This is a genomic window from Bacteroides sp. Phil13 (genome assembly GCF_001940965.1).
Classification (GTDB): Bacteria; Bacteroidota; Bacteroidia; order Bacteroidales; family Bacteroidaceae; genus Bacteroides; species Bacteroides intestinalis.
In genome coordinates, this window is sequence record NZ_MSHA01000058.1 from 2,502 (window position 1) to 29,486 (window position 26,985).

Here is a 26,985-nt window from a genome sequence, read left to right on the forward strand (position 1 = left end):
ACATAATAAGAAATTCAACCATTTAGGTCGTACTGCTTCTCACAGAAATGCGATGTTGTCTAATATGGCATGTTCTTTGATTAAGCACAAAAGAATCACTACGACCGTTGCAAAGGCTAAAGCTTTGAAGAAGTTTGTTGAGCCTTTGATCACGAAGTCAAAGGATGACACGACCAACTCTCGTCGTGTTGTATTCAGCAATCTGCAAGACAAGCAAGTTGTGACGGAACTGTTTAAGGAAATCTCTGTGAAGATTGCTGATCGTCCGGGTGGTTATACTCGTATCATCAAGACAGGACACCGTCTGGGTGACAACGCTGAAATGTGCTTTATTGAACTCGTTGACTACAATGAGAACATGGCTAAGGAAAAAGTTGCTAAGAAAGCTACTCGTACCCGCCGTTCTAAGAAAGCTACTGAAGCTGCTGCTCCGGCAGAAACTCCGGTAGCTGAAGCTCCGGTAGTTGAAGAAGCTAAAGCTGAATAAATCGACTATTCTTTTCAATATAAAAGCCGTCTCTTGTGAAAGGGGCGGCTTTTTTGTTACTCTGCATTCGGATATTTTGGGAGGAAAGAAGATATATCTTTCCTAAACATTCATTAAAAGGTTCTACTATTAAACAATTAAATGAAACAAACTGTTATCTTTGCAAATAGATATGGCAAAGTTCCTAAAAGTGATATTATTTCTGATCCTTGCAGCTGCCTTTTGTGGAAGTGTGAGTGATGCATTTACCGTACAGACGGTAGATGCAATAACTATTGCTGCTCAGACTGGTTTAGGAGAAGAAGGGAATGCACAGCGAAATGATGTTCGGCAGGGAAGTTATATTCCAGCTCCGCAATTGCCATACTTGTCAGATGCAGAACTTGCAAGTTCCGCTGGAACTACTCAGTTGCTCACGTTCTCACGTGCACAGCGCTCATATACAACAGAATATATCCTTTCATTAAAAGACATGATAGAGCGGCTGGCTCATCGTGACGGTGCATTATCGTTGCATCGCTCGAAGTTGTTTGATACCAGCACCTCCTATCGTTGCCATCCTGCGTGTGAATATTATGTATTTACACTCAGACGAATTATCATTTAGACGTTTGAATGAATTCAGATTTTTTTTGCCTCATGTGGTCATAGACTGTACGAGATTATTATTTGTATGTTTTATCAGTTAAACTTTTATTCATTTTAAACGATTTAAATTATGGCAACTCAAGCAATTGACGCAACTATTTTTGCGTCTACCCACCCAGATATCGCAAAACGCACAAGTGTTTCAGGACTTATTTTTTCAGTGGCACTGTTACTGTTAGGTGTTCTTGTATTCGCATCTACTTTTGAAATTACTGACCGTTCATCTACATTAAGCATGTTGTTGATGGTGTTGGGCACTGCATTTTTCCTTTTAGGAATCTTCCGTTTGTTCTGGAAATCTAAAGAAGTGGTATATATTCCGACAGGAAGTGTTACTAAAGAGCGGAGTGTATTCTTCGATTTAAAGCACATGGGCAAGTTGAAAGAGATGATTGAAAAGGGCCAGCTTTCTACTGAAGATGGTGTAAAGAGTGAAGGAAGCGGTAATGTACGTTTGGATGTTATACTTTCTCAAGATAATAAATTTGCAGCCGTTCAGTTGTTTCAGTTTGTGCCTTATACATACACTCCGGTAACCTCTGTGCATTATTATACAGGGAACGACGCAGCAACCATATCGGCTTTCTTGGCGAAGTGTAAAGTGAACTAACCCTCAGGGTTTCTGGACTTAACTTTAAAGTTATGGGGATCAGTCGGTAACGGCTATCCCCATTTTTTTCATCAGGAAGCAGGCATTCATATTCTGAGCTACTCCTTCGCGCAGACGATAAGAAAAAGTCAGTTCATTACCTGTAATGTCGGCTTCGAATCGGTAATTACGGATGTCATCAGGATAAATGTCGGCAAGCGTGCCGAGCATCAGGTCGTGAGTAGCGATGATGCCATTTGCCTGTAAAGTCATGAATTGCTTGATAAGGGCAAGCGAACCTTTCTGTTTATCCATGGAGTTGGTTCCTTTTAGAATCTCATCAAGGATGATGAAAAGCTCTTCACTGGCTTGCAGTTTGTCGATGATAAGTTTCAGACGTTTCAGTTCTGCAAAGAAGTAGGATTCGTTATCATTCAGGGAGTCGCTAGTGCGCAGACTGGTGATGAGCTGAACTGGATACAGTTCCATACTTCGGGCGCAAACGGGGGTACCGATGCAAGCCAGCAGATAATTGATCCCTACCGTACGAAGATACGTACTTTTACCTGCCATATTTGCACCGGTGATAATAATGAAGAAGGGACGTTTTTCTATATCAATGTCGTTGTGTACACATTTGTCGCGGTTCATCAGTGGATGTCCCATAGATGTGGCGTGGAGACTGAAAGACCGGGTGGTAATAATAGGGTAGGAATAATCCGGATGATTATAGGCGAATGTGGCCAGTGAACACAGAGCATCCATGTGAGCGATAGCTGTCAGCCAGCGTGGCAGTTCAGAAGCATATTGCTCTTTCCATCCTTCAATCTGTATGATTTTGCGGATTTCCCAGAAGAATAATCCGTTGAGGGTGGCATATATGTAGGCGTTGTTTCGCTGATCGAGTTCGTTCATAAGCTTACTTAGACGCTGGATGGAGTGAGAAGCCGTTTGTTTTTCATCACCGATCCACTCTCTCACTTCCTTCAATATCGGACTTTTCATGGGTTGGTTCTCTATAAGTCGGAGCAGATTGGCATACGTTGCTAATATCTGTAGCTTCTTTCCGTAGACAGCTTGCATTTTAGTGATTTTACTAGTGAAACAAAAGCTGGCAAAAACAAAGCATAACCATAGAATACCGAAAACAGTGAGCGGAATAATGCCTGCAATAGCCAATGCTATACATAAGATATTTATTCCACCCGCCAATAGCGGTAGCATGCGAAAGAAAACATTTTTCCGGAAGACACTGGGACTCTTAGCCCATGCCTTTAATTCATCTTCATCAGCAGCTTTTCCTTTATAGAGCAGTCCCAGAATGCGGAATTCTTGTCGAAAGTTCAATTTCGGTGCCAGTTCACGAATGGCTTCCTGTCGGGATTCTATCTCTTTCTTATTTACCAGATGCGTGCCCAGCCAATTGGCTAACAAGCTTTTTCCAAGTTGCGTACAGGTGCGGTTTATATACTGAAAAAGGGAATGTGGACCAAACACATCTAGGTCATAACTGTACAGGTGTGCCGGATCGATAAATTCTGCTCCGTCTTCAAAAGAGGATGTGTCATAATTCAGCGCTGAAAGTTCTTGCTCATTGATTGCAATCTTTTTTTCCAGATAATCTTTCCGGTGAAACAGCCGGTTATGATACTTTATCAATAGGATAAAAGGCAGAAGTGTAACGGTAATGATCCCCGTTAATACTATCCAACCTGATGACCAGAAATATATAACTCCCGCAATTCCTGCAACAAATAACAATAATCGCAGTGAGCCTATGCGGTAAATCTTGTTTTGTACTTTATTTAACTCCGAACGTCCTTCTTCAGCGATGTGCTGATAAGTGGCGGTTATTTCATTGATTGTGTCCATTCTATTGTCTCTTTGCCGCAAAGGTAAAATAAGCTTGCTTTATAACCAAATGCTTCATGTGCTTTCTCTTGCCCTAATCAAGGACTTAGTACCTGTAATTGTGTTTCCTTTAAGAGAAACTATTTTTTTCCATCGAGGTAGCAGATTTTTGCCTTAGATATCCTTCTGATGAGTATTGCTTATTTTTCCAGTTACTCGTAGTTTTGAAGTATATTATGCAGTGCAGAGATAAGTCCAAGTATAAATATGCATGAACATAAATCTGCCGTAATTGCATTTTTCTTTTCAATAATTTGCTCTTCTTGGATAAATAATGTAACTTTCGCTCAGATAAAAGTGTTTTAGAAAGAAAAGCTTGGGGTATGAAAAGGTGGTGGTTATTAGGCATATTCGGATTATTGGTTGCTTTGCATGGGAGCGCCCAGCAAGTGATATATGCCAATTTGAAGGAACTGGTGGAAGATCGTGGCGACACACTTTCCACATTGAAGATAGAAAAGCGCTCTAAGAATCAGATTCTGTTGATGGGGGGGGCCGACTATCGTATCTCGGTAGATGACAATCCCGGTCTTTGCCGATACTTGAAATCCCGTTGTTATGCGGTGAGGTCGGACTCGACGTTATACGTCAACTGCAAGAAGATGCGTTATAAACGTTTCCGTTTCGGCGGTTGGTATGCCCCTGCCACTTGGATACAGGGGAAAATTTATTTCTGTGCACAGCCTGTAGGTTCTGTGGCGGCAAGTACCACACAACCTGCTGACGCTACGAAGCTGGGTGGAGATGTCGGTACGGCCATTGCCGCTTCGGGGCTGGTCAATGCGCGGGTTTATTATGAACTGAATCCGGAAACGGGTAAAGTAGAGTTCGTAGGAAAAGACAAAATGTTACAGCTACTAAAAAATGAGCCGGAACTTCTGAACGCCTTCTTACAGGAAAGCAGTGAAAGTGCGGAAGTTACAGGTAAATACTTACTACGCCTAAAATGACTAAATGATAAATAAATCCCGGTATCACTTGCTGATATCGGGATTTATTTCTATATTGCGGCAGCTTACGGAAGTAAACTGATGACATTTTGTAACCTTTCATCCTGTATGTTATGGAAATAACCTTAAGTAACACATTGCCCCCTTACCCCACTTTCGTAGAAGGTATCCGGAGGGCACCCGACCGTGGCTTCACACTTTCGCCCGCACAAACTGCCACGGCGTTAAAGAACGCATTGCGTTATATCCCCAAAGAATTACACGAGACCCTCGCTCCGGAGTTTATGGAAGAACTTCGTACCCGCGGGCGTATCTATGGCTACCGATATCGTCCGCAAGGCGACCTCAAAGCGAAACCTATCGATGTTTACAAAGGAAATTGCATTGAAGGCAAAGCTTTCCAGGTGATGATTGACAATAATCTCTGCTTCGACATTGCCCTCTATCCTTATGAACTCGTCACTTACGGTGAAACGGGACAGGTCTGCCAAAACTGGATGCAGTATCGTCTCATTAAACAATATCTTGAAGTGCTGACTCAAGATCAGACACTCGTTATTGAAAGTGGGCATCCTCTGGGATTATTCCGTTCTAAGCCCGATGCACCACGCGTGATTATTACGAATGCCATGATGGTAGGTCTTTACGACAACCAGAAGGATTGGCACGTGGCCATGCAAATGGGAGTGGCCAACTACGGACAGATGACTGCCGGAGGCTGGATGTACATTGGTCCTCAAGGTATTGTGCATGGCACCTTCAATACTCTGCTGAATGCCGGACGTATGAAACTCGGTATTCCCCAGAACGGTGATTTGCGCGGACACCTGTTTATATCTTCTGGTTTGGGCGGTATGAGCGGTGCTCAGCCTAAGGCCGCAGAGATGTCGGGTGCAGCTTCCATTATAGCCGAGGTAGATATGTCACGCATTGAAACCCGGCATCGGCAAGGTTGGGTGGGGCACGTCACGGACTCTATTTCTGAAGCATTCTCGCTGGCGCATGAGGCGATGGATGGCAAGAAACCGATTTCCATTGCTTATCATGGGAATATCGTTGACCTGCTGGAATATGCTGTAGACCGGAATATACATATAGACCTGCTTTCTGACCAGACTTCCTGCCATGCCGTTTACGAAGGCGGATATTGTCCGGTGGGAATTACTTTCGCTGAACGTACAAGTCTGTTGCACGAAGACCCGCAGAAATTCTGTAGACTGGTGAATGAATCGTTGGCGCGCCATTTCCGGGCTATAAAAGCCCTTGTAGAGCAGGGTACCTATTTCTTCGATTATGGAAACTCCTTTATGAAAGCTGTTTATGATGCTGGAGTTCGTGAGATTGCCAAAGAAGAAGATGATAAGAATGGATTTATATTCCCCAGTTATGTAGAAGATATTATGGGGCCGGAACTTTTTGATTACGGTTACGGGCCTTTCCGTTGGGTATGTCTCAGTGGTAAACATGAAGATTTGATAAAGACCGATCATGCAGCGATGGAATGTATTGATCCGAACCGTCGCGGCCAGGATTTGGATAACTATAATTGGATACGCGATGCGGAGAAGAATAATCTTGTGGTAGGTACTCAGGCGCGTATTCTTTATCAAGATGCGGTAGGGCGTATGAAGATAGCGTTGAAGTTCAACGAAATGGTGCGCAATGGTGAGGTGGGACCTATTATGTTGGGACGCGATCATCACGATGTGAGCGGTACGGACTCTCCTTTCCGCGAAACTTCTAATATAAAAGATGGAAGCAATGTCATGGCGGATATGGCCGTACAATGTTTTGCCGGAAACTGTGCCCGTGGCATGAGCCTCGTAGCACTGCACAATGGTGGTGGCGTGGGTATTGGAAAAGCCATAAATGGCGGTTTCGGTATGGTATGCGATGGTAGTGAGCGAGTGGATGAAATACTTCGTTCGGCTATGTTGTGGGACGTGATGGGCGGTGTGGCCCGACGTTCATGGGCACGCAATGAACATGCTATGGAAACGAGTGAAGAGTTTAACCGGACACATGCCGACGGTTATCATATCACGATGCCCTACGTGGCTGATGACGAATTAGTAAATAAATACATGTAATAAATGAAGAATTATGAATTAAGAATGAAGAATTACCTTGCGGTGCAGCTCGCATAGTGCAGCTTAATTCTTAATTCTCCATCCTTAATTAAAAAGATCATGAATAAAATCATCGAATGTGTCCCCAACTTCAGCGAGGGACGTGACTTGCAGAAAATAGATCAAATCATATCCCCTTTCCGTGGTAAACAAGGTGTAAAACTCCTGGACTACAGTAATGACGAAGACCACAACCGGCTGGTGGTAACTGTAGTAGGCGAACCGGAACCCCTTCGTGATGCCGTGCTTGAAGCCATCGGTATTGCTGTAAAGCTTATTGACCTTAACCATCACACCGGGCAACATCCCCGTATGGGTGCCGTAGATGTGGTTCCTTTCATTCCCATCAAGAATGTGACGATGGAAGAAGCTATCGCCCTTTCCAAAGAAGTAGGTGCAGAGGTGAGTAAACGCTATAGTCTTCCTGTCTTTCTTTATGAGAAATCCGCATCTGCTCCACATCGCGAAAATCTTGCTGCCGTGCGCAAAGGTGAGTTCGAAGGTATGGCAGAAAAGATAAAGCTACCCGAATGGCAGCCCGACTTTGGTCCTGCCGAACGCCATGCCACTGCCGGAACCGTTGCTATCGGTGCCCGTATGCCGTTGGTAGCCTACAATATCAACCTGAATACACCTAACCTGGATATTGCACATGATATTGCCAAGAAGATTCGTTTCATTGGCGGTGGCCTGCGTTATTGCAAAGCAATGGGAGTAGAGTTGAAAGACCGGGGTATTACTCAGGTCTCCATCAATATGACAGACTATACCCGTACTGCCCTTTACCGTGCTTTTGAACTGACCCGTGTGGAGGCACGCCGTTATGGAGTCAGCATTGTGGGGAGTGAGATTATCGGCCTTGTTCCGATGGAGGCGCTCATTGATGCAGCTTCTTATTATCTTGGTTTAGAGAATTTCTCTATGCAACAAGTGCTTGAGGCGAGGATTATGGAAGAATAAGGCAAGACACCAATTTATACAGATTACACAAATAAAGTTTTAGTATGACCGAGAACCTGATAATTTTCAATGCCCGCGTTGTAACCCCCATCGGCTTTTCCGCCCGTTGCGGCAAAGAGATGGGGGAACTATGCATCATTGATAATGCTACAATAGAAGTAACCGACGGTATCATTTCCTATGTCGGCCCTTCCCGGGGCGAGATGCGTGACGGATATTATCAACGCTACTGGCACTACAATGCCCGTGGCAAATGCCTGTTACCCGGCTTCGTCGATTCGCATACCCACTTTGTATTTGGTGGCGAACGTGCCGAAGAGTTCTCTTGGCGACTGAAAGGGGAAAGCTATATGTCTATTATGGAGCGTGGTGGTGGCATTGTAAGCACTGTAAAAGCCACCCGCGAATGTAGTTTTATTCAGCTACGTTCCAAAGCCGAAGGCTTTTTGAAGCAAATGAGTAACATGGGCGTCACTACTGTAGAAGGCAAGAGCGGCTACGGACTGGATAAGGAAACGGAGCTTCTGCAACTCAAAGTCATGCGTAGCCTGAATAATGACGAGCATAAGCGGGTAGATATTGTATCCACTTTTCTGGGTGCGCATGCCGTACCCGAAGAATATAAGGGACGTACGGACGAATACCTTGATTTCATTATCAGTGATATCCTGCCTTGCGTTGCCAAGAACGAACTGGCCGAGTTTTGTGATGTCTTTTGCGAACAAGGCGTTTTCTCCGTCGAGCAATCCCGCCGTTTGTTACAAGCCGCCAAGGAATATGGTTTGGGATTGAAACTCCATGCCGATGAAATCGTTCCGCTGGGTGGTGCCGAACTGGCTGCCGAGCTTTCCGCTGTTTCCGCAGATCATCTGTTGCATGTATCCGATGCTGGTATTCGTGCAATGCGGGATGCCGGAACTGTTGCAACTTTGCTTCCTCTTACAGCTTTTGCCCTGAAAGAATCTTATGCACGCGGCCGTGAAATGATTGATTTCGGTTGTGCCGTAGCCCTTGCCACGGATCTCAATCCGGGCAGTTGTTTCTCCGGATCCATTCCGTTGACTTTTGCCTTGGCATGCATCTATATGCGTCTTACTATTGAAGAAGCTATCACTGCCCTCACCCTGAACGGGGCTGCTGCCTTGAACCGGGCGGACAGTATCGGTAGCATCGAAGTAGGCAAGAAGGGAGATTTTGTAGTGCTGAATTCTGATAATTACCATTTTCTGCCTTACTATGTCGGTATGAATTGCGTAAATACCACCATTAAAGAAGGTGTGATTTATCCTGTATTGTAAAACCTTTAAAGAAAAATACCATGTTAGTTGATTTGACAGTAAAAGAATTCTTGAATAAAGTGGCGGGCAGTGATCCTGTCCCCGGTGGCGGAAGCATTGCTGCCTTGAACGGCGCCGTAGCTTCGGTGCTTGCCGCTATGGTTGCCAACCTCACCATCGGCAAGAAGAATTACGAAGAACACGAGGAACTTATGAACCATATTGCTTCTCTCGCACTGAGCGAGAAAGACGTATTCGTAGCTGATATAGATCGTGACTCGGAAGCTTATGATGCCGTATTTGCCTGCTTCAAGATGCCTAAGGCTACCGATGAAGAAAAAGCTGCCCGCAGCGCTGCCATCCAGGAAGCTACTAAGTATGCCGCCCTAGTCCCCATGCAAGTAGCTCGTAATGCTTACGAACTGATGTCGGTGATTGCCGATGTTGCCCGTTTGGGAAATCGTAATGCAGTGACTGATGCTTGTGTGGCCATGATGTCCGCCCGCACTGCTGTGCTGGGTGCACTGCTGAACGTCCGCATCAACTTGGGTTCCATCAAAGACAAAACCTTTGCAGATGAACTCCAAAGAGAAGCCGATGTGCTGGAACGCATGGCTTGTGACCGTGAAAAAGAAGTATTGGATGTTGTTAACCAAGAACTACGAGTATGAAAAACGTCTATCATGTAGGGTCCGGTGAACTCACATTCGACATCATCGAACGAATTATCAACGAGAATCTGAAACTGGAACTGGCTCCCGAAGCCAAAGAACGGATACAAAAATGCCGCGACTACCTCGATCATAAGATAGCCGAGTCCGAAGAACCTTTGTACGGCATTACCACAGGCTTCGGCTCCTTGTGCAGCAAAAATATATCTCCTGACGAATTGGGTACTTTGCAGGAAAACCTGATTAAGAGTCATGCTTGCAGTGTCGGTGAAGAGATACGTCCCGTCATCATCAAATTAATGATGCTGCTCAAGGCCCATGCCCTTTCTCTGGGACATAGTGGCGTACAAGTCATTACCGTGCAGCGTATCCTCGATTTCTTCAATAACGATGTGATGCCCATTGTCTACGACCGTGGTTCGCTCGGTGCATCCGGTGATCTGGCTCCCCTTGCCAATCTCTTCCTGCCGCTTATCGGTGTGGGCGATGTTTATTATAAAGGTAAGAAGCGTGAGGCCATCAGTGTCCTCGATGAGTTTGGTTGGGAGCCGGTGAAGCTTATGAGTAAGGAAGGCCTTGCCCTGCTCAATGGTACGCAGTTTATGAGCGCCAATGGTGTGTTTGCCATTCTGAAAGCTTTCCGCCTTTCCAAGAAAGCCGACCTTATTGCCGCTCTTTCCCTCGAAGCTTTTGATGGGCGTATCGATCCTTTTATGGATTGCATCCAGCAAATCCGTCCGCATCGGGGGCAAATCGAGACTGGCGATAATTTCCGCAAGCTCTTGGAAGGTAGTGAAATCATTGCTCAATACAAAGCCCATGTGCAAGACCCGTATTCTTTCCGTTGTATTCCCCAGGTACATGGTGCAACAAAAGATGCTATTCGTTATGTTTCTTCTGTCTTACTGACTGAAATCAATTCCGTAACGGATAATCCAACCATCTTCCCTGATGAAGACCGCATCATCTCCGGTGGAAATTTCCACGGTCAGCCGCTTGCCATTTCTTATGACTTCCTGGGTATTGCCCTTGCTGAATTAGGTAACATTTCCGAGCGACGGGTGGCACAGCTCATTATGGGACTGCGTGGTTTGCCCGAATTTCTGGTGGCCAATCCCGGTCTGAACTCCGGTTTTATGATACCGCAATACGCTGCTGCCTCCATGGTCAGCCAGAATAAGATGTATTGCTATGCTGCCAGCAGTGATTCCATTGTTTCCTCCAACGGACAGGAAGATCATGTCAGCATGGGAGCTAATGCAGCTACCAAATTGTATCGCATCATGGACAATCTGGAACATATTCTCTCCATTGAATTGATGAATGCCGCACAGGGGATCGAATTCCGTCGCCCGTTAAAGACCTCTCTTGCTTTGGAACGCTTCCTGAATGAATATCGCAAGGAAGTCCCTTTTATTAAAGACGATATTGTCATGTACAAAGAGATTCATAAAACAGTTGCCTTCCTGAACCGCACAAAGTTCGATTACTAATCGTTATTCTTGCCAATAAATATGCTATATCTTTAATAAATATTAATATAGCGAACCTAACAAGAAAACTCAATCTATAGGTTGAGTTTTCTTTCTATATTTGCCCAGTTTTATTCCGAAAGAGGACATTCCTCTGCTTGAAATCTAAAAATCTAAAGAAACAATAGAATGAAAACGGGCGACAACATGAAAGAGCACCCTTCGAGGTTGGAGTTACGGGAGCGTATCGTTGATACTGCTCTGCAATCTTTTGTTACCCACGGTATCAAAAGTATTACGATGGATGATATTGCGGCAGCACTAGGCATCTCCAAACGTACTTTATATGAAGTCTTTGCTGATAAAGAAACATTACTGATGGAGTGCCTCCGAAGGGCTCAGGACGAGGGGGATACGTATGTGAAGGAAGTCTACGAAAAAGCCTCTAATGTACTGGAAGTTTTGTTAAAGCTCTATCAAAGGAGCATTGAGAAGTTCCATAATACGAATAAAAAGTTCTTTGAAGATATCAAGAAATACCCCAAGGTATATGATATGTTGATAAAGCGTCGTAACCGTGACTCTGAAGAGACAATTGCTTTCTTTAAATTGGGTATAAAGCAAGGCTATTTCCGCGATGATGTTAATTTTTCTATTGTAAACCTGTTGGTGCGCGAACAGCTCGACTTGCTGATGAATACAGACCTTTGCAAAGAATATTCTTTTCTCGAAGTGTATGAGTCTATCATGTTCACATACCTTCGGGGAATTTCGACAGAGAAAGGAGCCCGGAAACTGGAAGAATTCATTCAAGAGTACCGGCAGAAGCGACAAGCCAGTTCGGAATGACCCAATAATCTTTAAACATATAGATTGATTTTTTATGGACAGACAACTAATTTTAGTAGGCAAAAAGATGATGTTGACTGTGGTTTTGGCGTGGGCTGTAGGCTCCGTGCAGGCACAGGAAACAAAAGAAACCCTAACCTTGACCCTCGACAAAGCACTGGAAATTGCACTCAGCGATAATCCGACCATAAAGGTTGCCGAAGAGGAAATAGCCCTGAAAAAAGTGGCTAACAAGGAGACTTGGCAAAGTTTGTTGCCAGAAGCCAGTATTGGCGGAACATGGAACCATACGATTACGGCAGCCCAGATGAACCTCGGCGGTCAGTCTTTCAAAATGGGGCAGGACGATTCGAATACAGTAAGTGGAACTTTGAATATCAGCTTACCGTTATTTGCTCCTTCGGTCTACAAAGCAATGTCTATGACGAAAACCGACATAGAATTGGCGGTAGAAAAATCCCGTGCTTCTAAGCAGGATCTGGTGAACCAGGTTACTAAAGCGTATTATCAGTTGATGCTGGCGCAAGATTCTTATGAAGTTTTGCAGAAGAGTTATAAATTGGCGGAAGATAATTATAACGTGGTTAATGCAAAATACCAGCAGGGAGCCGTCAGCGAATTTGATAAGATTAGCGCTGAAGTACAGATGCGTAGTGTGAAGCCGAATGTCATTTCAGCGGGTAATGCCGTTACCTTATCCAAACTTCAGCTGAAAGTGCTGATGGGGATAACGGAAGATTTTGATCTCAAGATTGCCGATAATCTGGCTAATTATGAGACCGATTTGTTTGCTAACCAGTTGAATGAACTGAATGAAGGTTTGGTAAACAATACCACAATGAAGCAATTCGACCTGAACATGAAGATGCTCAATCAGAATCTGAAGTCCCTGAAGACAAACTTCATGCCGACACTGGGAATGAACTATTCTTATCAATACCAGTCATTGTATAATAATAACTGGAATGTCTTCGACTATAGTTGGGGTGGGAGTTCTGCTTTGGTATTTACCCTGAATATTCCTCTTTATAAAGCCAGTAACTTTACGAAACTGAAGACCGCACGAATTCAAATCAATCAGTTAAAGGAAAACCGCACGGATACGGAGCGTAAACTGAACATGCAGATTACCAGCTACCAGAATAATATGGCAGCAAGTTCAGAGCAAGTGGTAAGTAATAAAGAGAATGTAATGCAGGCCCAGAAGGCTGTGGAAATAGCCGGTAAACGCTATGAAGTAGGTAAAGGTACAGTGTTGGAACTGAACAGTTCACAAGTATCATTAACTCAGGCTGAACTGACGTATAACCAATCTATTTACGATTATCTGGTATCTAAGGCTGACCTTGACCAGGTTTTGGGTCGCGACTATTTAATTAATAAGTAAAAAAAGAAAAATCACAACGATATGAAAAAAAGTATTCAATTAATTGCCTTGGTGGCAGTTGCTCTGCTGGGCTCATGCAGTGGTGGAGAGAAAGACAAGGCTACAGCCGAGAAGGTAGATGAAAAACCGAGAGTTAAACTGGCTTCTGTGACCGCACGTCCCGTAGACCAGATTCAGGAATATACCGCTACTGTTCAGGCAGAAGTGAAAAACAATATTGCTCCTTCTTCCCCGGTGCGTATTGACCAGATATTTGTGGAAGTGGGTGACCGTGTATCTAAGGGGCAGAAATTGGTACAGATGGACGCTGCCAACCTGAAGCAAGCTAAGTTCCGTCTGGATAATCAGGAAATAGAGTTCAAGCGTACCGACGAATTATATAAGGTAGGCGGTACTTCCAAATCCGAATGGGATGCAGCCAAGATGGCATTGGACGTACAGAAGACTACGTATAAGAATCTGTTGGAAAATACCGCATTACTCAGCCCCATTAATGGTGTGGTAACGGCGCGTAATTACGATAATGGTGATATGTACAGTGGCGGCGAACCGGTATTGGTAGTGGAACAGATCACTCCGGTGAAACTGATGATCAACGTTTCCGAAGGCTACTTTGCGAAAGTAAAGAAGGGGGCTCCCGTAGCTGTTAAAGTAGATGTGTATGGTGACGAAGAGTTTGAAGGAACGATAAATCTGGTTTATCCGACCATTGATCCGAATACCCGTACTTTCCCTGTTGAAGTGCGTTTGACTAACCGCGACCAGAAAGTCCGTCCGGGTATGTTTGCCCGTGTAACGCTGAACTTCGGAACGCAGGATCACGTAGTTGTGCCCGATTTGGCTATCGTAAAACGTGCCGGTTCCGGCGACCGCTATGTTTATGTATATAAGGACGGGAAAGTTTCTTATAACAAAGTGGAACTGGGACGTCGTATGGATACGGAATATGAGTTGATTTCCGGTGTGGATAACAACTCGCAGGTAGTCATTGCAGGACAGTCCAAGTTGGCTGACGGGGTAGAAGTGGAAGTAGAGAAATAATTCTTAATTAAAAAAGACAACATGAGTTTATACGAAGGAGCGGTTAAAAAACCGATTATGACCTCGCTCTGCTTTTTGGCAGTAGCGATATTTGGTCTGTTCTCTTTGTCAAAATTGCCGGTAGACCTTTATCCGGATATCGAGACCAATACCATCATGGTGATGACTTCCTATGCGGGAGCCAGTGCGTCGGATATTGAGAACAATGTGACCCGTCCGTTAGAAAATACGCTGAACTCTGTCAGCAACCTGAAACATATTACTTCCAGATCTTCAGAAAACATTTCTGTGATTACACTGGAGTTTGAATATGGATATGATATAGATGTGTTGACGAATGATGTACGCGATAAACTGGATATGGTAAGTTCTCAGCTTCCTGATGAGGTGGAGACGCCTATTATCTTTAAGTTCAGTACGGACATGATTCCTATCCTGCTGCTCTCCGTTCAGGCGGAAGAAAGTCAGCCGGCACTTTATAAAATATTGGATGACAACATCGTGAATCCGCTGGCACGTGTGCCGGGTGTGGGTACGGTGTCTATTTCCGGTGCACCCAAGCGTGAGGTGAATGTCTATTGCGACCCTAACAAACTGGATGCTTATAACCTTTCAGTGGAAACCATCAGTTCCATCATCAGTGCTGAAAACCGAAATACTCCGGGTGGTACCTTCGATGTGGGAAACAATACCTATTCACTCCGTGTGGAGGGAGAGTTCAAGGACCCCAAGGAGATGGCGAACATTGTGGTGGGCACGCACAACGGAGCTTCCGTTTATCTGCGCGATGTGGCAAAGATAGTGGACTCAGTGGAAGAGCGTGCGCAGAAGACGTACAGTAATGGTGTGCAAGGTGCTATGATTGTGGTACAGAAACAATCCGGTGCCAACTCTGTGGCTATTTCACAAAAGGTTATCGATATGCTGCCGCAGTTGCAGAAATCATTGCCGAGTGACGTGAAACTGGGTATCATTGTCAATACTTCTGATAACATTCTGAATACCATTGACAGTTTGGAGGAGACTATCATGTACGCCATGTTGTTCGTAATCCTGGTAGTGTTTGTATTCTTGGGACGTTGGCGGGCTACGGTTATTATCTGTATCACCATCCCGATGTCATTGGTAGCTTCATTCATCTATCTGGGTATTATAGACGGTGGTTCGCTGAATATTATTTCGCTCTCTTGTCTCTCCATTGCTATCGGTAATGTGGTGGATGATGCCATTGTAGTACTTGAGAATGTGACGACCCATATTGAACGAGGGTCTGAGCCGAAGCAAGCAGCAGTTCATGCCACGAACGAGGTGGCTATTTCCGTTATAGCCTCTACGCTGACCATGATTGCGGTATTCTTCCCGTTGACTATGGTGAGCGGTATGTCCGGTGTGCTGTTCCGCCAGTTGGGTTGGATGATGTGTGTGATCATGACTGTTTCTACCATTTCGGCTTTGTCATTTACACCGATGATGTGTGCACAGCTCTTGCGCTTGCAGAAGAAGCAGAGCAAGATGTTCATCGCTCTTTATACACCGATTCAGCGTGCGCTTGATGCTCTCGATGTATGGTATCAAAATCGTTTGGACTGGGCTGTACGTCATCGTATAACTATCATGGTTGGTTGTGCTGCTTTCTTTGTGGCAAGTTTGTTCTGCGCCAAGTATATTGGTACGGAATTCTTCCCGGCGGCTGATAATAGCCGTATTGGTGTGAAGCTGCAACTTCCTATCGGTGCCCGTGTAGAGCGTGCCCAAGCATTGGCTTCGGAACTGACAGATAAGTGGATGAAACGCTACGAAGGTGTAATGAAAGTTTGTAACTATACTGTAGGACAGGCTGATTCGGATAATACTTTTGCTTCCATGCAGGACAATGGTAGCCATATTATCAGTTTTAACATCAGTTTGGTGAGTCCGGGAGAACGTAAAGTCAAGTTGGAAACGGTCTGTGATGAGATGCGTGAAGACTTGAAGGCCTATCCCGAATTGGACAAGGCGCAGGTAATCCTTGGTGGTAGTACCGGTGGTATGAGTGCCCAGGCTAGTGCCGACTTCGAGGTATATGGTTATGATTTTACCGCTACGGATAAAGTTTCGGCCGAATTGAAAGAGAAACTACTGAATGTAAAAGGTGTGAGTGAGGTAAACATCAGCCGTCAGGATTACCAGCCTGAATATCAGGTAGACTTTGACCGTGAGAAACTGGCATTACATGGACTGAATCTGTCAACTGCTTCCGGTTATCTGCGTAATCGCGTGAACGGAGCCTTGGCTTCCTATTATCGTGAGGATGGTGATGAATACGATATCCGTGTACGTTATGCTCCTGAGTTCCGTACAAAGATTGAAGATTTGGAGAACATCCTTATTTATACACCTTCCGGTGAAGGTATCCGTGTGAAGGACCTAGGTAAAGTGGTTGAGCGTTCGGCTCCTCCTACTATCGAGCGTAAGGACCGTGAACGTATTGTGACGGTATCTGCCGTTATTTCCGGAGTTCCGTTGGGTGATGTGGTAGCTGATGGTAATGCCATTATTGATAAGATGGACTTGCCGAGCGGTATTTCTATCCAGATCTCGGGTTCGTATGAGGACCAGCAAGATTCGTTCTCTGATTTGGGTACACTGGCTGTGCTGATTATCATTCTGGTATTTATTGTAATGGCTGCTCAGTTTGAGTCTTTGAGTTATCCGTTCATTATTATGTTCTCCATCCCGTTTGCATTCAGTGGTGTGTTGATGGCCCTCTTCTTCACGGGCACCAACTTGAACGTAATGAGTTTGCTGGGTGGCATCATGTTGATTGGTATTGTGGTGAAGAACGGTATCGTGTTGATTGACTACATCACCCTCTGTCGTGAGCGTGGTATGGCAGTACTTCACTCTGTGGTTACGGCAGGCCGTAGCCGTCTGCGTCCGGTATTAATGACTACGCTGACTACTATTCTCGGTATGGTGCCGATGGCTGTAGGGCAAGGTGAAGGTGCCGAGATGTGGCGTCCGCTGGGTGTGGCTGTAATCGGTGGTCTGACGGTATCTACCATTTTGACGCTGATCCTGGTTCCCGTGCTTTATTGTTCGTTTGCCGGTGTTGGTATCAGGCGTAATCGTCGCAAGATCAAGAAAGACCGTGAACTGAATGATTACTATCAGGCTCATAAGGAGAAGATGACAAAACCCAAAAAACAATAAATCAAAAAGATATGAAATCCGTATTTATAACATTTGACCAGGCGTTCTTCGAGCGCATCATGGCGTTACTTGATCGCCAGGGGTGCCGTGGATTCAGCTATTGGCAGCAAGTGCAGGGACGTGGCAGTAAGACGGGCGAGCCGCACTATGGGAGTCATGCATGGCCCAGTATGTGCTCTGCTATTATTACTATTGTAGACGAAGCTAAAGTAGACCCGTTGCTCGATGCACTTCACCGGATAGACGAGGAGACCCAGCAACTCGGTCTCCGGGCATTTGTCTGGAACATTGAGAAGACGATATAGTTGTGAGGAAGAAAGGGAAATCTTACAAAACGTGAAGATTTCCCTTTCTTTTTATGTCTTTTCCCTATCTTTGCAGCTCCTTTATGGGCAACATGGAAAAGAATTATCTGAAATATACTTGCATTTGGGCATTGATTATATTGGCGGGATTGTTACTGATGTACTTCCTGCCCAGTTTTACGGTAGGTGAACACGTGATGAGGCGTGTCGACTTGCTGGGTGACGTGCGTACTCAGAAAGATATTGCGGAAGAACCGGACAGTTTGCTTCCGCCCCCGCCGAAGGTGAAACCTGCTTTTGTGGATACCTGCCGTGCGGGTATGACGTGCATTGAAGACTACAGCGACTCTACTCTGCGTGGCATGACACCTTTTTACCGGGCTTTGGATGAATTGGCGCAACGCCCCCGCCGGGTACGTATTGCCGTTTTCGGAGATTCCTTCATTGAAGCGGATATTCTTACTGCGGATTTGCGCAATATGTTGCAGGATAAATATGGTGGTTGCGGAGTAGGTTTTGTAACCATTACTTCCATGACCAGTGGATTCCGCCCTACTGTGCGCCATTCGTTTGGTGGTTGGCAAAGCCATTCTGTAATGGACTCTACTTTCTTTGACCGCAAGAAGCAAGGTATTTCCGGACATTACTTTGTTCCCCGTCCTGGTGCTTATGTGGAATTGAAGGGACAAAACAAATATGCTTCACATTTGGATACGTGTGAACAGGCTTCTATCTTTTTTTATAGCAAAGGGGAGGTTACCCTTTCTGTGAATGTCAACCGGAATGAAAAGCAAACCCGTACTTTCCTGGCTACAGATGACTTGCAGGAAATGCAGGTAAATGGAAATATAGGTTCTGTCCGTTGGACGGTTGATGAGGCGGACTCTACCTTATTCTATGGTTTGGCTATGGATGGCAAAAAAGGAATTATTCTGGATAACTTCTCGTTGCGTGGCAGTTCGGGCTTGTCTCTGCGCTCCATTCCTGTATGGATGATGCATGAATTTAATGAGCAGCGTCCTTATGACCTGATTATCTTGCAATACGGATTGAACGTTGCTACTGAACGTGGACGGAATTATGACAAATACATTGCAGGTATGCAGACCACCATTGATCATTTGAAGGACGCATTTCCACAAGCAGGTATTTTGATAGTTAGCGTGGGTGACCGGGACTATAAGACGGAAGATGGTACCCTGCGCACAATGCCCGGTATTAAAAATCTGGTGCGTTACCAACAAAACTTGGCGGCAGATAACGACATTGCTTTCTGGAATATGTTCGAAGCGATGGGAGGAGAGGGAAGCATGGCAAATCTGGTACATGCCAAGCCTTCTTTGGCGAATTATGACTATACGCATATTAATTTCCGGGGAGGTAAGCACTTGGCAGGTTTGCTTTATGAAGCGCTTGTATATGGAAAGGAACAGTACGACAGGAGGAGGGCTTATGAAGCGGAATAAAGTTTATTTTTTAGACACGGCCTCTCTTCTCTTTTCGTCCCTGAAGGCTATTCTCACTGTCGCCTTTCTTTTCTTCTGCACTGTTTCCCTCCGTGCACAGGATTCTGTTCCATCCTGTCCCCTTATCAGCGAAGCCACGGCAAATTGTGATACGCTCCGTTCCTATTCCCAGCGTACGGATACTGTTGCAGTTCCTCAAATAGCTTTTCCTTCCGGCTTTCAGCAACTTGGTGAGAATGAGTTGACGGATAGCCTTGGCATTCTCAATCCTTTTTGGGAAAAGTTGCGTCTGTTGCATGCCGGCTTTTCTACAGATACCATCCGTATCGTGCATATCGGTGACAGCCATATCCGTGGGCGTATCTTGCCCCGTACTACCGGAACGCTGCTGACAGAAACTTTTGGTGCTATTTCTTATACTGATATAGGTATCAACGGTGCTTTTTGTACCACCTTTACCCGTCCTGACCGCATATCTGATATTGTCGCCCTGCATCCCGATCTGGTTATACTTTCTTTCGGAACAAACGAAAGCCATAACCGGCGTTATAACACTATCTTGCATTATCGACAAATGGATGAACTGGTGCGTATGCTTCGCGACAGCCTGCCCAGTGTACCCTTACTGATGACAACTCCTCCCGGTTCCTACGACAGTTTCCGGAAAATTCGCCGCCGCACCTATTCCATTAATCCCCGTACTGCAATTGCCGTAGAAACCATGCGTCGCTTTGCTGATGACAATGGTCTTGCCGTGTGGGATATGTACGAAGCTGTGGGCGGAAGACAACGTGCCTGCCCGAACTGGCAGGAAGCCGGACTGATGCGCCCGGACCATGTGCACTATCTTCCTGAGGGATACGTATTGCAGGGAGAATTATTTTATCAAGCCCTTTTAAAAGCCTATAATGATTATGTGGGATATTGACTTCAACTGTCTGCGAGATATATTTGTGTATGATCCGCAAGCGCCGATGATATTCAGTAGCGGCATTTTCTTGTGGTTGTTTGCAGCATTTATTCTGATATATCTGCTGTTGCAATGCCGTCTGACTGCACGCTTGTTGTTTGTTACCGCATTCTCCTATTATTTCTATTATAAAAGTAGCGGCACTTACTTTTTCCTGTTGGCGCTTGTCACGGTGGCGGACTTCTTCATAGCCCGTCTCATGGCGGTCAGTACCGTAGGCTGGCAACGTAAAACATGGGTAGTGGTGAGCCTTTTCATCAATCTCGGTTTGCTTTGTTACTTCAAGTACGCCAATTTCTTGGGAGATGTTTTTGCTTCGCTTGCGGGCGGTACGTTTCATCATTATGATATATTCCTCCCTGTGGGCATCTCATTCTTCACTTTTCAATCGCTCAGTTACACGATCGATGTGTATCGCAAAGATATAACCCCTCTTACCAATTTGCTGGACTACGCTTTTTATGTTTCCTTCTTCCCGCAGTTGGTGGCAGGCCCTATTGTGCGTGCCCGTGATTTTATCCCACAGATACGCCGCCCTTTGTTCGTATCCCACGAGATGTTCGGAAAGGGTATATTCCTGATTGCAAGCGGTCTGTTCAAGAAAGCGATTATTTCGGATTATATCAGTGTGAACTTTGTAGAACGTATTTTTGATAATCCTACGCTCTATTCCGGAGTCGAGAATCTGATGGGTGTTTATGGATATGCTTTGCAAATCTATTGCGATTTCTCAGGTTACAGTGATATGGCTATCGGAATAGCTTTGTTGTTAGGTTTTCATTTTAATAAGAACTTTGACTCTCCTTATAAGTCGGCCTCTATTACGGAGTTTTGGCGGCGTTGGCATATCTCACTTTCCAGTTGGCTGAAAGATTATCTTTATATCTCTTTGGGTGGAAACCGGAAAGGAAAAATCCGTCAGTATGCCAACCTTATCATAACCATGTTTTTGGGTGGTTTGTGGCATGGCGCTTCCTGGAATTTTGTCATTTGGGGATTGTTCCATGGCATTGCTTTGGCGGCACATAAATTCTGGATGACGCTGACCGGAAGAAAGAAAGGGGAAGAAAGCCACGGCATCCGCCGTTTCTTTGGCATACTTATCACGTTCCATTTTGTTTGTTTCTGCTGGATATTCTTCCGCAATGCCGACTTTTCCACTTCATTGGATATGATCAAACAGATCTGTACCACTTTCCGCCCGCAACTTTTTCCGCAATTGATTGCAGGCTATTGGGAAGTGTTTGCACTGATGGCATTGGGGTTCTGCCTGCATTTCTGCCCCGACCGTTGGGAGAATGCTTGTTGTAAAACAGTGATCCGCCTCCCCCTGATGGGAAAGGCGGTTCTGATGCTTGCTTTAATTTACTTGGTAATCCAGATGAAGAGTACGGAGATTCAGCCTTTCATTTACTTCCAGTTCTGATAGTCTCACTCTCAAACTCTTTCAGTTCTGCCAGTCCTTGCTCTACTTCTTTGATTTTTTGTTCGTGCAGCTTCAGTTTCGTATAACTGTAGATGCAGCCTATAATCATTACTGCCAATACAGGTAGGAAAGCGTAGGGATTGGTAATTTTACTCTCTGAAATCATAAAGATTATTACGGAGCCAAGGCCGAGAATGGTACCGTACTTCTTGTTATAGCTATAGAATTTTCTATATTTCAGGACTGTACGGGTCAACTCATTCACTTTCATATAATTCAGCTTAAACTTGGATAAACTATAAAGGATTACTGATTGAAAAAGCAAAGCCAAAAACATTACAGCTTCCAGAAGTATGAATGAACTCTGTTTCATATTGATTCCCAGAAATCTGTTTGCGGGCAGTACAATCAGGGCGACGAGCAGGAGGATATAAAGTCCTCGTAATTCCTGATTATAAATACTATCATAAGCCGATTTTGTTTTACTTGCAACCATTTCTTCAATGATTCTCTTATTCAATATCTCATTCTGTTCCAAACGCTCGTTCAGGACATTCCAACTATTTTTCATTTCATCTAAATTCATCATTTTTCAGTTTTAAGAGTTAGACATGTTTTTCAGATTCTCTTTGATGCGATAGAGTTTTACGGCCACATAATTCTTGGAGATCCCCAATATATCAGCAATTTCCTGATGACTCCGTTCTTCAAGCCAAAGCAAAATCAGCGCGCGCTCCAGTTTGCCCAGCATGTTTATCATGCGATAAAGTTCACGGAGTTGGGATGTCTTTTCTTCTTCATCGGCAAAGGCTGATTCCAGATCGATAGTGATGGGAACCACGACCGGTCTTGAATTGGATTTGCGGAAAAAAGATATACAGGTATTCAACGCAATCCGATAAACCCAGGTAGATGCTTTGCACTCGCCCCGGAAGCGAGGAAAAGATTTCCATAAGTTTATCACGGTCTCTTGATACAGATCATTGAGACTGTCACTGTCTGTGGCATAGATATAGCAGACCTTGTAGATAATCTGTTTATATTCTGTCACGAAGTCAACGAATTGCTTTTCCAACTTTCTAGTGTCCATAATTTAACTCTTTACTTCATTAGTCGCATGACAGAGTATTCGATTACAAGCTTTGAGAATAATTATTCAGATACGAATTGAGCGAATTATACGGATTTGCAATTAAATGAATCCGTATAATCCGCTCAATCAGCGTTATGAGAAATGATACTGAGTGGTCTTCCTGTATTTTATCAGTCCACCTCTACTTCATCAATGAACATATAAGCAGCTTTTCCTTCGCCTGCATGTCCTTTCGGCAGGGCAGGGCTGCGCTTGATGACAACTTTCACATACCGTGCTTTCACCGGATCGAAAGTTATCTCATAGTTTTCCACACCTTTCTTATCAATGTTTGTTTCTGCCGGAATATCCTTAACGGCTACTTCGCGGAACTCTTTGTTATCGTCAGATACAGAGACTACCACCCCTGTACTTCCCATAATCCAGGCACTCATATCGACAATGGCGTTCGTAGCTACCCGCTTGATTTCTGTTTCCTGTCCCAGGTCGATGATGGCTTCCACATCACCACCTACAAAGCCTAACCAGGCTCCGGTGGCATAGCTATCATTTCCCTTCATACCATCTACTAAGGTGATAGCACCTCCGAATTTATATTTTTCCGAAGGCTGGAAGGTCAGTTCGATAGGGCAATATGTAGCCTTATTGAAAGAAATCTTTTTATTCACCACTTTACTCTTTCCTTCCGGGCGGATAACCACTGCCTGGAAATCTGCTGTTTCAGTAATGGCAACAGGCTCTGTGTATTTCAATGAAGCTGTAGTCGGTTCGGTCCCATCTAATGTATAATAAATAGGAGCGTCATCAATAGTACTCAATGTGACTACTACCGCTTTCTTGGCAACATCCGGTGTGAAGTCGACCTTCAAATCGAATACATGCTTGGCATAGTTGAAGCCATCTCTTTGATAGAACTTCATCAGGCGAGCCAAGCGTTTAGTGAAATCTTTGAAATCTTTCTTTTCGGATTGTGTCCATTGTACTTCGGCAAGGGCAGCCATACGGGGTAATACCATGTATTCCACATGTTCGGTGGTAGTTATGTACTCTGTCCATAAGTTGGCTTGGGCACCAATAATATGTTTTTTCTGTTCTTCATTCAGATCGAAAGTAGGATCCAGACTATACACCTTTTCTATGGGTACATATCCACCGATACCCAGCGGTTCATCCTTGGTGTCTGCCGTCTGATAATAATCGAAATAACAATAGGTGTTGGGCGTCATAATTACATCATGTCCCATTTGTGCCGCTTCTATGCCTCCAGATGCTCCGCGCCATGACATTACTGTCGCATTGGGGGCTACATCGCCTTCCAGAATTTCGTCCCAGCCGATAATCCGGCGTCCCTTGCTGTTCAGGAACTTCTCGATACGTGTCATGCAATAACTTTGCAGGCGATCTTCTGCGGTATGTTTTTTATCAGCTTTCAGCCCTTCCGCTTTGATACGTGCCTGGCATTTCGGACATTTTTCCCAACGGGTACGTGGAGCTTCATCGCCACCGATATGTACATATTCTGATGGGAATATTTCGATGATTTCACTCATTACGTCTTCCAGGAATTGCATGGTTTTATCATTACCGATGCAAAGTACGTCTTCAAATACGCCCCAACGAGGACATACTTCATATGGACCGCCTGTACATCCCATTTCCGGATAAGCAGCTAATGCGGCAAGCATATGTCCCGGCAAGTCTACTTCCGGAATTATCGTGATGTAACGTTCCTGCGCATACTTCACGATTTCTTTAGCTTCTTCCTGTGTATAGAAACCACCATACGGCGTATTGTCGTACTCTTGTGTGTTTCTTCCGATTACCGTACGACTGCGTTGAGAACCTATTTCCGTAAGTTTCGGATATTTCTTGATCTCAATACGCCAGCCCTGGTCTTCAGTCAGGTGCCAGTGGAAAGTATTCATATTGTGCAGTGCCAGCAAGTCTATATATTTCTTTATAAACTCTTTGGGGAAGAAGTGACGTCCTACGTCGAGGTGCATACCGCGGTAACTGAAACGCGGTTCGTCCTTAATTTCACCTGCCGGTATCAGGACGGTTGCTCCTTTGGCTTCGGCGGGAATGGATTTGCGTAAAGTCTGGATGCCATAGAACACTCCGTTTTCGGTTTGTCCGTTGATGCTGATTCCTTCGGGGGTGGTAGTCAGCACATAGCCTTCCTTGTTTGCAATGCCCGGGTCGAGCCCCAGTACAATTGCATTTTTCACTTGTTCTCCTGCCGCGATGGCCTTTGTTTTCGGTGCGTAGTTCGTGGCTTGTTGGATGTACTCCGACAGGAACTCAGCATTGCGTTGCAATAAGGCATTGTTTTCCGGATAAGCGATGAGAACATTTTCGTTCAGTTTGAACGGATTTCCTTGGGTTAAACTAACCTCTTGGGGGAGAGGTATCACTTGGTAGTTAGCTTCTTTCTCCGCGGTACACGAAGCGCATGCCAAGGCGAGAGCACTTGCAAGAAGTGCGTGGTTAAGTTTTCTCATGGTGTTAGTATTTAATTGATTGTACAAATGCAAATGTACGTGATTATCTTCGAATTTTCACATAAACGGACGCAAAAGTATACTTCCGGTACTGAAGAAAACTACAAACCGGCTTGTCTGCTTAAAGTCCGGTAGAGTTCGTTCATCTTCTCATTTCTCAATGCGTTGATCTCTTCCGCTTGTCCGGGTTTCAGATAATCTTTGTTGAGTTTGATGAAACGTTTGTCCAGTTTCCCGGCTTCACCGATGATTTTTTTAAGTTGCGTGGCAAGTCCGGAAGCCTGTGATACATCATATTTCGAAGATTCGTAGGTGAACTCCACTTCTTTGTACTGAAGATAGTTGATGCGCAGGTCCAGCATCAGGCGATAATGTTCGAATTCACCGCCCTGTTTCCGGGGAACGATCTTGTTGAAGTTGCTTTTCAACTCTTCACATTCCTGTATCACCTGTTCTATCGGCTTTCCTTTAGCATCCTTTCCGTGACGGACTAACTCTTGGGGAAGCAGGAAATAGTTGAGAAAGGTTTGCGCTTCGTCCTCCGACAGCCCATAGCGTTGCTGTGCATACTCTTTTATGAAAGTTTCGGCATGAATCGCTTCTGATGAATTAACCGCTTTGCAATAAGCGTCTATCAGCAATTGGAATCCTGACATGGGATATACCTGCCGGATGGGTTGCATACTGATTATTTCCCAACCGTTATCATAGTGGAAACCATAAGTTCCGCTGGTTGACCAGGAAGTTTCTATCATTCCCTCATATCCGTGAGCACGCGCAAAGGGCAGGAAAGTAGCCAGGTTATTGAAATGCTTCATCCACTGGGTCAGATATGTATTGTCGGGTGCCGAGCGCAGGGAGGCTGCTCCCCACATCTTTACACCGAGCTTCAGCAGATTATCCAGTTTACCGAAGCGGTCCGGTTCCCAACCGTAATTCCAGTCAACGTAGATGAGATCTTTGGGTAACTCTTGAACGGCTTCGGGGTGCATCAGGATAATATCCGCCCAGATGATAGGTTTCTTTCCCATTTCCTTGACCACCTCGCACATGGCTTTTATGTAGTCAACAAAAAGGCGCGACTTATTTACTTGGGAACATTGTGCGCAACTTCCCAACAGATAAGTTTCGTCAGCTCCTATATGGAAATAAGGTGACGGATGCAATTCTGCCACTTCCCGGAAGATTTCCCGGAATACCTTTTTAGCTTCTTCTATCTTGAGGGGACATACTTGCGACACTTCCTTACTGTCTTCACGCAAATGTGCGTACCGGTCGTGCCTTAATATGTATTCGCAATGTCCGAAACAGTTCTGTAACGGGATTACTTCAATGCCGAGCGAAGTGCAATAGCTTACAATATCCTGTACTTCGCTGCGGCTGAATGCCAATTGATTACACAAAGTGGCATGCTTTTGGAAAGGGAATGTTGCTTCATACTCTATCAGCAGAGTATTTATCTCTTTCTTTGAAAGGTCGGACGCCAGTTCCTTGATTGCCGAAACCGTCATTACCTGTGTACGGCAATCCAGATAGAAAGCCCTGACTTTGAAGTCGGAAGGAGGGGCTGCGCTACGGGCCGGAACACACAGGCACAGGAATACGCTTACTAAAAGTAAACTTTTGTATATGGAACGAAGGGTATGATTCATGGTCTTTAT

Annotated in this window: 22 protein-coding genes; 17 read left to right on the forward strand and 5 right to left on the reverse strand. The window is 44.9% G+C overall.

Annotated features, from left to right (window positions below; translation table 11 throughout):
* The 3 genes from rplQ to BWI44_RS11300 all read left to right on the forward strand — a co-directional run.
* A partial coding sequence (rplQ, locus tag BWI44_RS11290) for a 50S ribosomal protein L17 (protein ID WP_286813640.1) occupies positions 1-487 on the forward strand: 487 nt, incomplete at its 5' end.
* Positions 488-659: 172 nt separating this feature from the next.
* Positions 660-1,094 carry a DUF8440 family protein gene (locus BWI44_RS11295; protein ID WP_117691263.1) on the forward strand — a complete coding sequence of 145 codons (435 nt, stop codon included), beginning with the start codon at positions 660-662 and terminating at the stop codon, positions 1,092-1,094.
* A 111-nt stretch (positions 1,095-1,205) separates the two neighbouring features.
* Positions 1,206-1,745, forward strand: coding sequence for a DUF8460 domain-containing protein (locus tag BWI44_RS11300; RefSeq protein WP_117691264.1), 540 nt, complete (start codon positions 1,206-1,208; stop codon positions 1,743-1,745).
* 39 nt (positions 1,746-1,784) lie between these two features.
* On the opposite strand, the gene BWI44_RS11305 is transcribed toward BWI44_RS11300, so the two are convergent.
* Complete coding sequence (locus BWI44_RS11305; RefSeq protein WP_117705897.1) at positions 1,785-3,596, reverse strand: MutS family DNA mismatch repair protein; 1,812 nt, start codon at positions 3,594-3,596, stop codon at positions 1,785-1,787.
* Positions 3,597-3,958: 362 nt separating this feature from the next.
* On the opposite strand from BWI44_RS11305, the gene BWI44_RS11310 reads away from it, so the two are divergent.
* The 14 genes from BWI44_RS11310 to BWI44_RS11375 all read left to right on the forward strand — a co-directional run bounded on the left by BWI44_RS11310 (position 3,959) and on the right by BWI44_RS11375 (position 21,730).
* Complete coding sequence (locus tag BWI44_RS11310; protein WP_117705895.1) at positions 3,959-4,585, forward strand: DUF6563 family protein; 627 nt, start codon at positions 3,959-3,961, stop codon at positions 4,583-4,585.
* Between the two features lie 113 nt (positions 4,586-4,698).
* The gene (hutU, locus tag BWI44_RS11315; protein ID WP_138292386.1) at positions 4,699-6,675 is read left to right on the forward strand and encodes a urocanate hydratase; all 1,977 of its coding nucleotides are present in this window, start codon (positions 4,699-4,701) and stop codon (positions 6,673-6,675) included.
* Between the two features lie 99 nt (positions 6,676-6,774).
* Positions 6,775-7,674, forward strand: a complete 900-nt coding sequence (gene ftcD / locus BWI44_RS11320) for a glutamate formimidoyltransferase (RefSeq protein ID WP_138292385.1) — start codon at positions 6,775-6,777, stop codon at positions 7,672-7,674.
* A gap of 44 nt (positions 7,675-7,718) precedes the next feature.
* Positions 7,719-8,972 carry an imidazolonepropionase gene (gene hutI, locus BWI44_RS11325; RefSeq protein WP_138292384.1) on the forward strand — a complete coding sequence of 418 codons (1,254 nt, stop codon included), beginning with the start codon at positions 7,719-7,721 and terminating at the stop codon, positions 8,970-8,972.
* A gap of 20 nt (positions 8,973-8,992) precedes the next feature.
* On the forward strand, positions 8,993-9,622 hold the full coding sequence (locus BWI44_RS11330) for a cyclodeaminase/cyclohydrolase family protein (protein WP_138292383.1): 630 nt from the start codon (positions 8,993-8,995) through the stop codon (positions 9,620-9,622).
* On the forward strand, positions 9,619-11,115 hold the full coding sequence (gene hutH / locus BWI44_RS11335; protein WP_138292382.1) for a histidine ammonia-lyase: 1,497 nt from the start codon (positions 9,619-9,621) through the stop codon (positions 11,113-11,115). Before BWI44_RS11330 ends, hutH begins: the two co-directional genes overlap by 4 nt.
* Positions 11,116-11,283: 168 nt before the next feature.
* On the forward strand, positions 11,284-11,943 hold the full coding sequence (locus tag BWI44_RS11340; protein WP_044532186.1) for a TetR/AcrR family transcriptional regulator: 660 nt from the start codon (positions 11,284-11,286) through the stop codon (positions 11,941-11,943).
* Positions 11,944-11,977: 34 nt separating this feature from the next.
* Positions 11,978-13,330, forward strand: coding sequence for a TolC family protein (locus tag BWI44_RS11345; protein ID WP_044532185.1), 1,353 nt, complete (start codon positions 11,978-11,980; stop codon positions 13,328-13,330).
* A 21-nt stretch (positions 13,331-13,351) separates the two neighbouring features.
* Positions 13,352-14,371 carry an efflux RND transporter periplasmic adaptor subunit gene (locus BWI44_RS11350; RefSeq protein ID WP_007662199.1) on the forward strand — a complete coding sequence of 340 codons (1,020 nt, stop codon included), beginning with the start codon at positions 13,352-13,354 and terminating at the stop codon, positions 14,369-14,371.
* A 21-nt stretch (positions 14,372-14,392) separates the two neighbouring features.
* Entirely contained in the window at positions 14,393-17,563 is a 3,171-nt protein-coding gene (locus BWI44_RS11355; RefSeq protein ID WP_118294962.1) for an efflux RND transporter permease subunit, read from the forward strand.
* A gap of 11 nt (positions 17,564-17,574) precedes the next feature.
* Positions 17,575-17,868: a PG0541 family transporter-associated protein gene (locus tag BWI44_RS11360; RefSeq protein ID WP_007662202.1), complete on the forward strand. Its 294-nt coding sequence runs from the start codon at positions 17,575-17,577 to the stop codon at positions 17,866-17,868.
* Between the two features lie 92 nt (positions 17,869-17,960).
* Positions 17,961-19,334, forward strand: a complete 1,374-nt coding sequence (locus tag BWI44_RS11365) for an SGNH/GDSL hydrolase family protein (protein WP_118294996.1) — start codon at positions 17,961-17,963, stop codon at positions 19,332-19,334.
* Entirely contained in the window at positions 19,288-20,262 is a 975-nt protein-coding gene (locus BWI44_RS11370) for an SGNH/GDSL hydrolase family protein (RefSeq protein ID WP_195209939.1), read from the forward strand. Before BWI44_RS11365 ends, BWI44_RS11370 begins: the two co-directional genes overlap by 47 nt.
* The gene (locus BWI44_RS11375; protein ID WP_195209940.1) at positions 20,243-21,730 is read left to right on the forward strand and encodes an MBOAT family O-acyltransferase; all 1,488 of its coding nucleotides are present in this window, start codon (positions 20,243-20,245) and stop codon (positions 21,728-21,730) included. The genes BWI44_RS11370 and BWI44_RS11375 overlap by 20 nt, the downstream gene beginning before the upstream one ends.
* Here BWI44_RS11375 and BWI44_RS11380 read toward each other — a convergent pair.
* From BWI44_RS11380 to BWI44_RS11395, 4 genes are all read right to left on the reverse strand, one after another.
* Positions 21,711-22,319 carry a hypothetical protein gene (locus BWI44_RS11380; RefSeq protein ID WP_118294965.1) on the reverse strand — a complete coding sequence of 203 codons (609 nt, stop codon included), beginning with the start codon at positions 22,317-22,319 and terminating at the stop codon, positions 21,711-21,713. The two genes, BWI44_RS11375 and BWI44_RS11380, sit on opposite strands and share 20 nt — an antisense overlap.
* 9 nt (positions 22,320-22,328) lie before the next feature.
* Positions 22,329-22,820 (reverse strand): RNA polymerase sigma factor, encoded by a 492-nt coding sequence (locus BWI44_RS11385; RefSeq protein ID WP_044533809.1) that lies wholly within the window; start codon positions 22,818-22,820, stop codon positions 22,329-22,331.
* A gap of 173 nt (positions 22,821-22,993) precedes the next feature.
* Complete coding sequence (locus BWI44_RS11390) at positions 22,994-25,324, reverse strand: glycoside hydrolase family 20 protein (RefSeq protein ID WP_195209941.1); 2,331 nt, start codon at positions 25,322-25,324, stop codon at positions 22,994-22,996.
* A gap of 101 nt (positions 25,325-25,425) precedes the next feature.
* Positions 25,426-26,976, reverse strand: a complete 1,551-nt coding sequence (locus tag BWI44_RS11395; protein ID WP_195209942.1) for a family 20 glycosylhydrolase — start codon at positions 26,974-26,976, stop codon at positions 25,426-25,428.
* Positions 26,977-26,985: the final 9 nt, after the last annotated feature.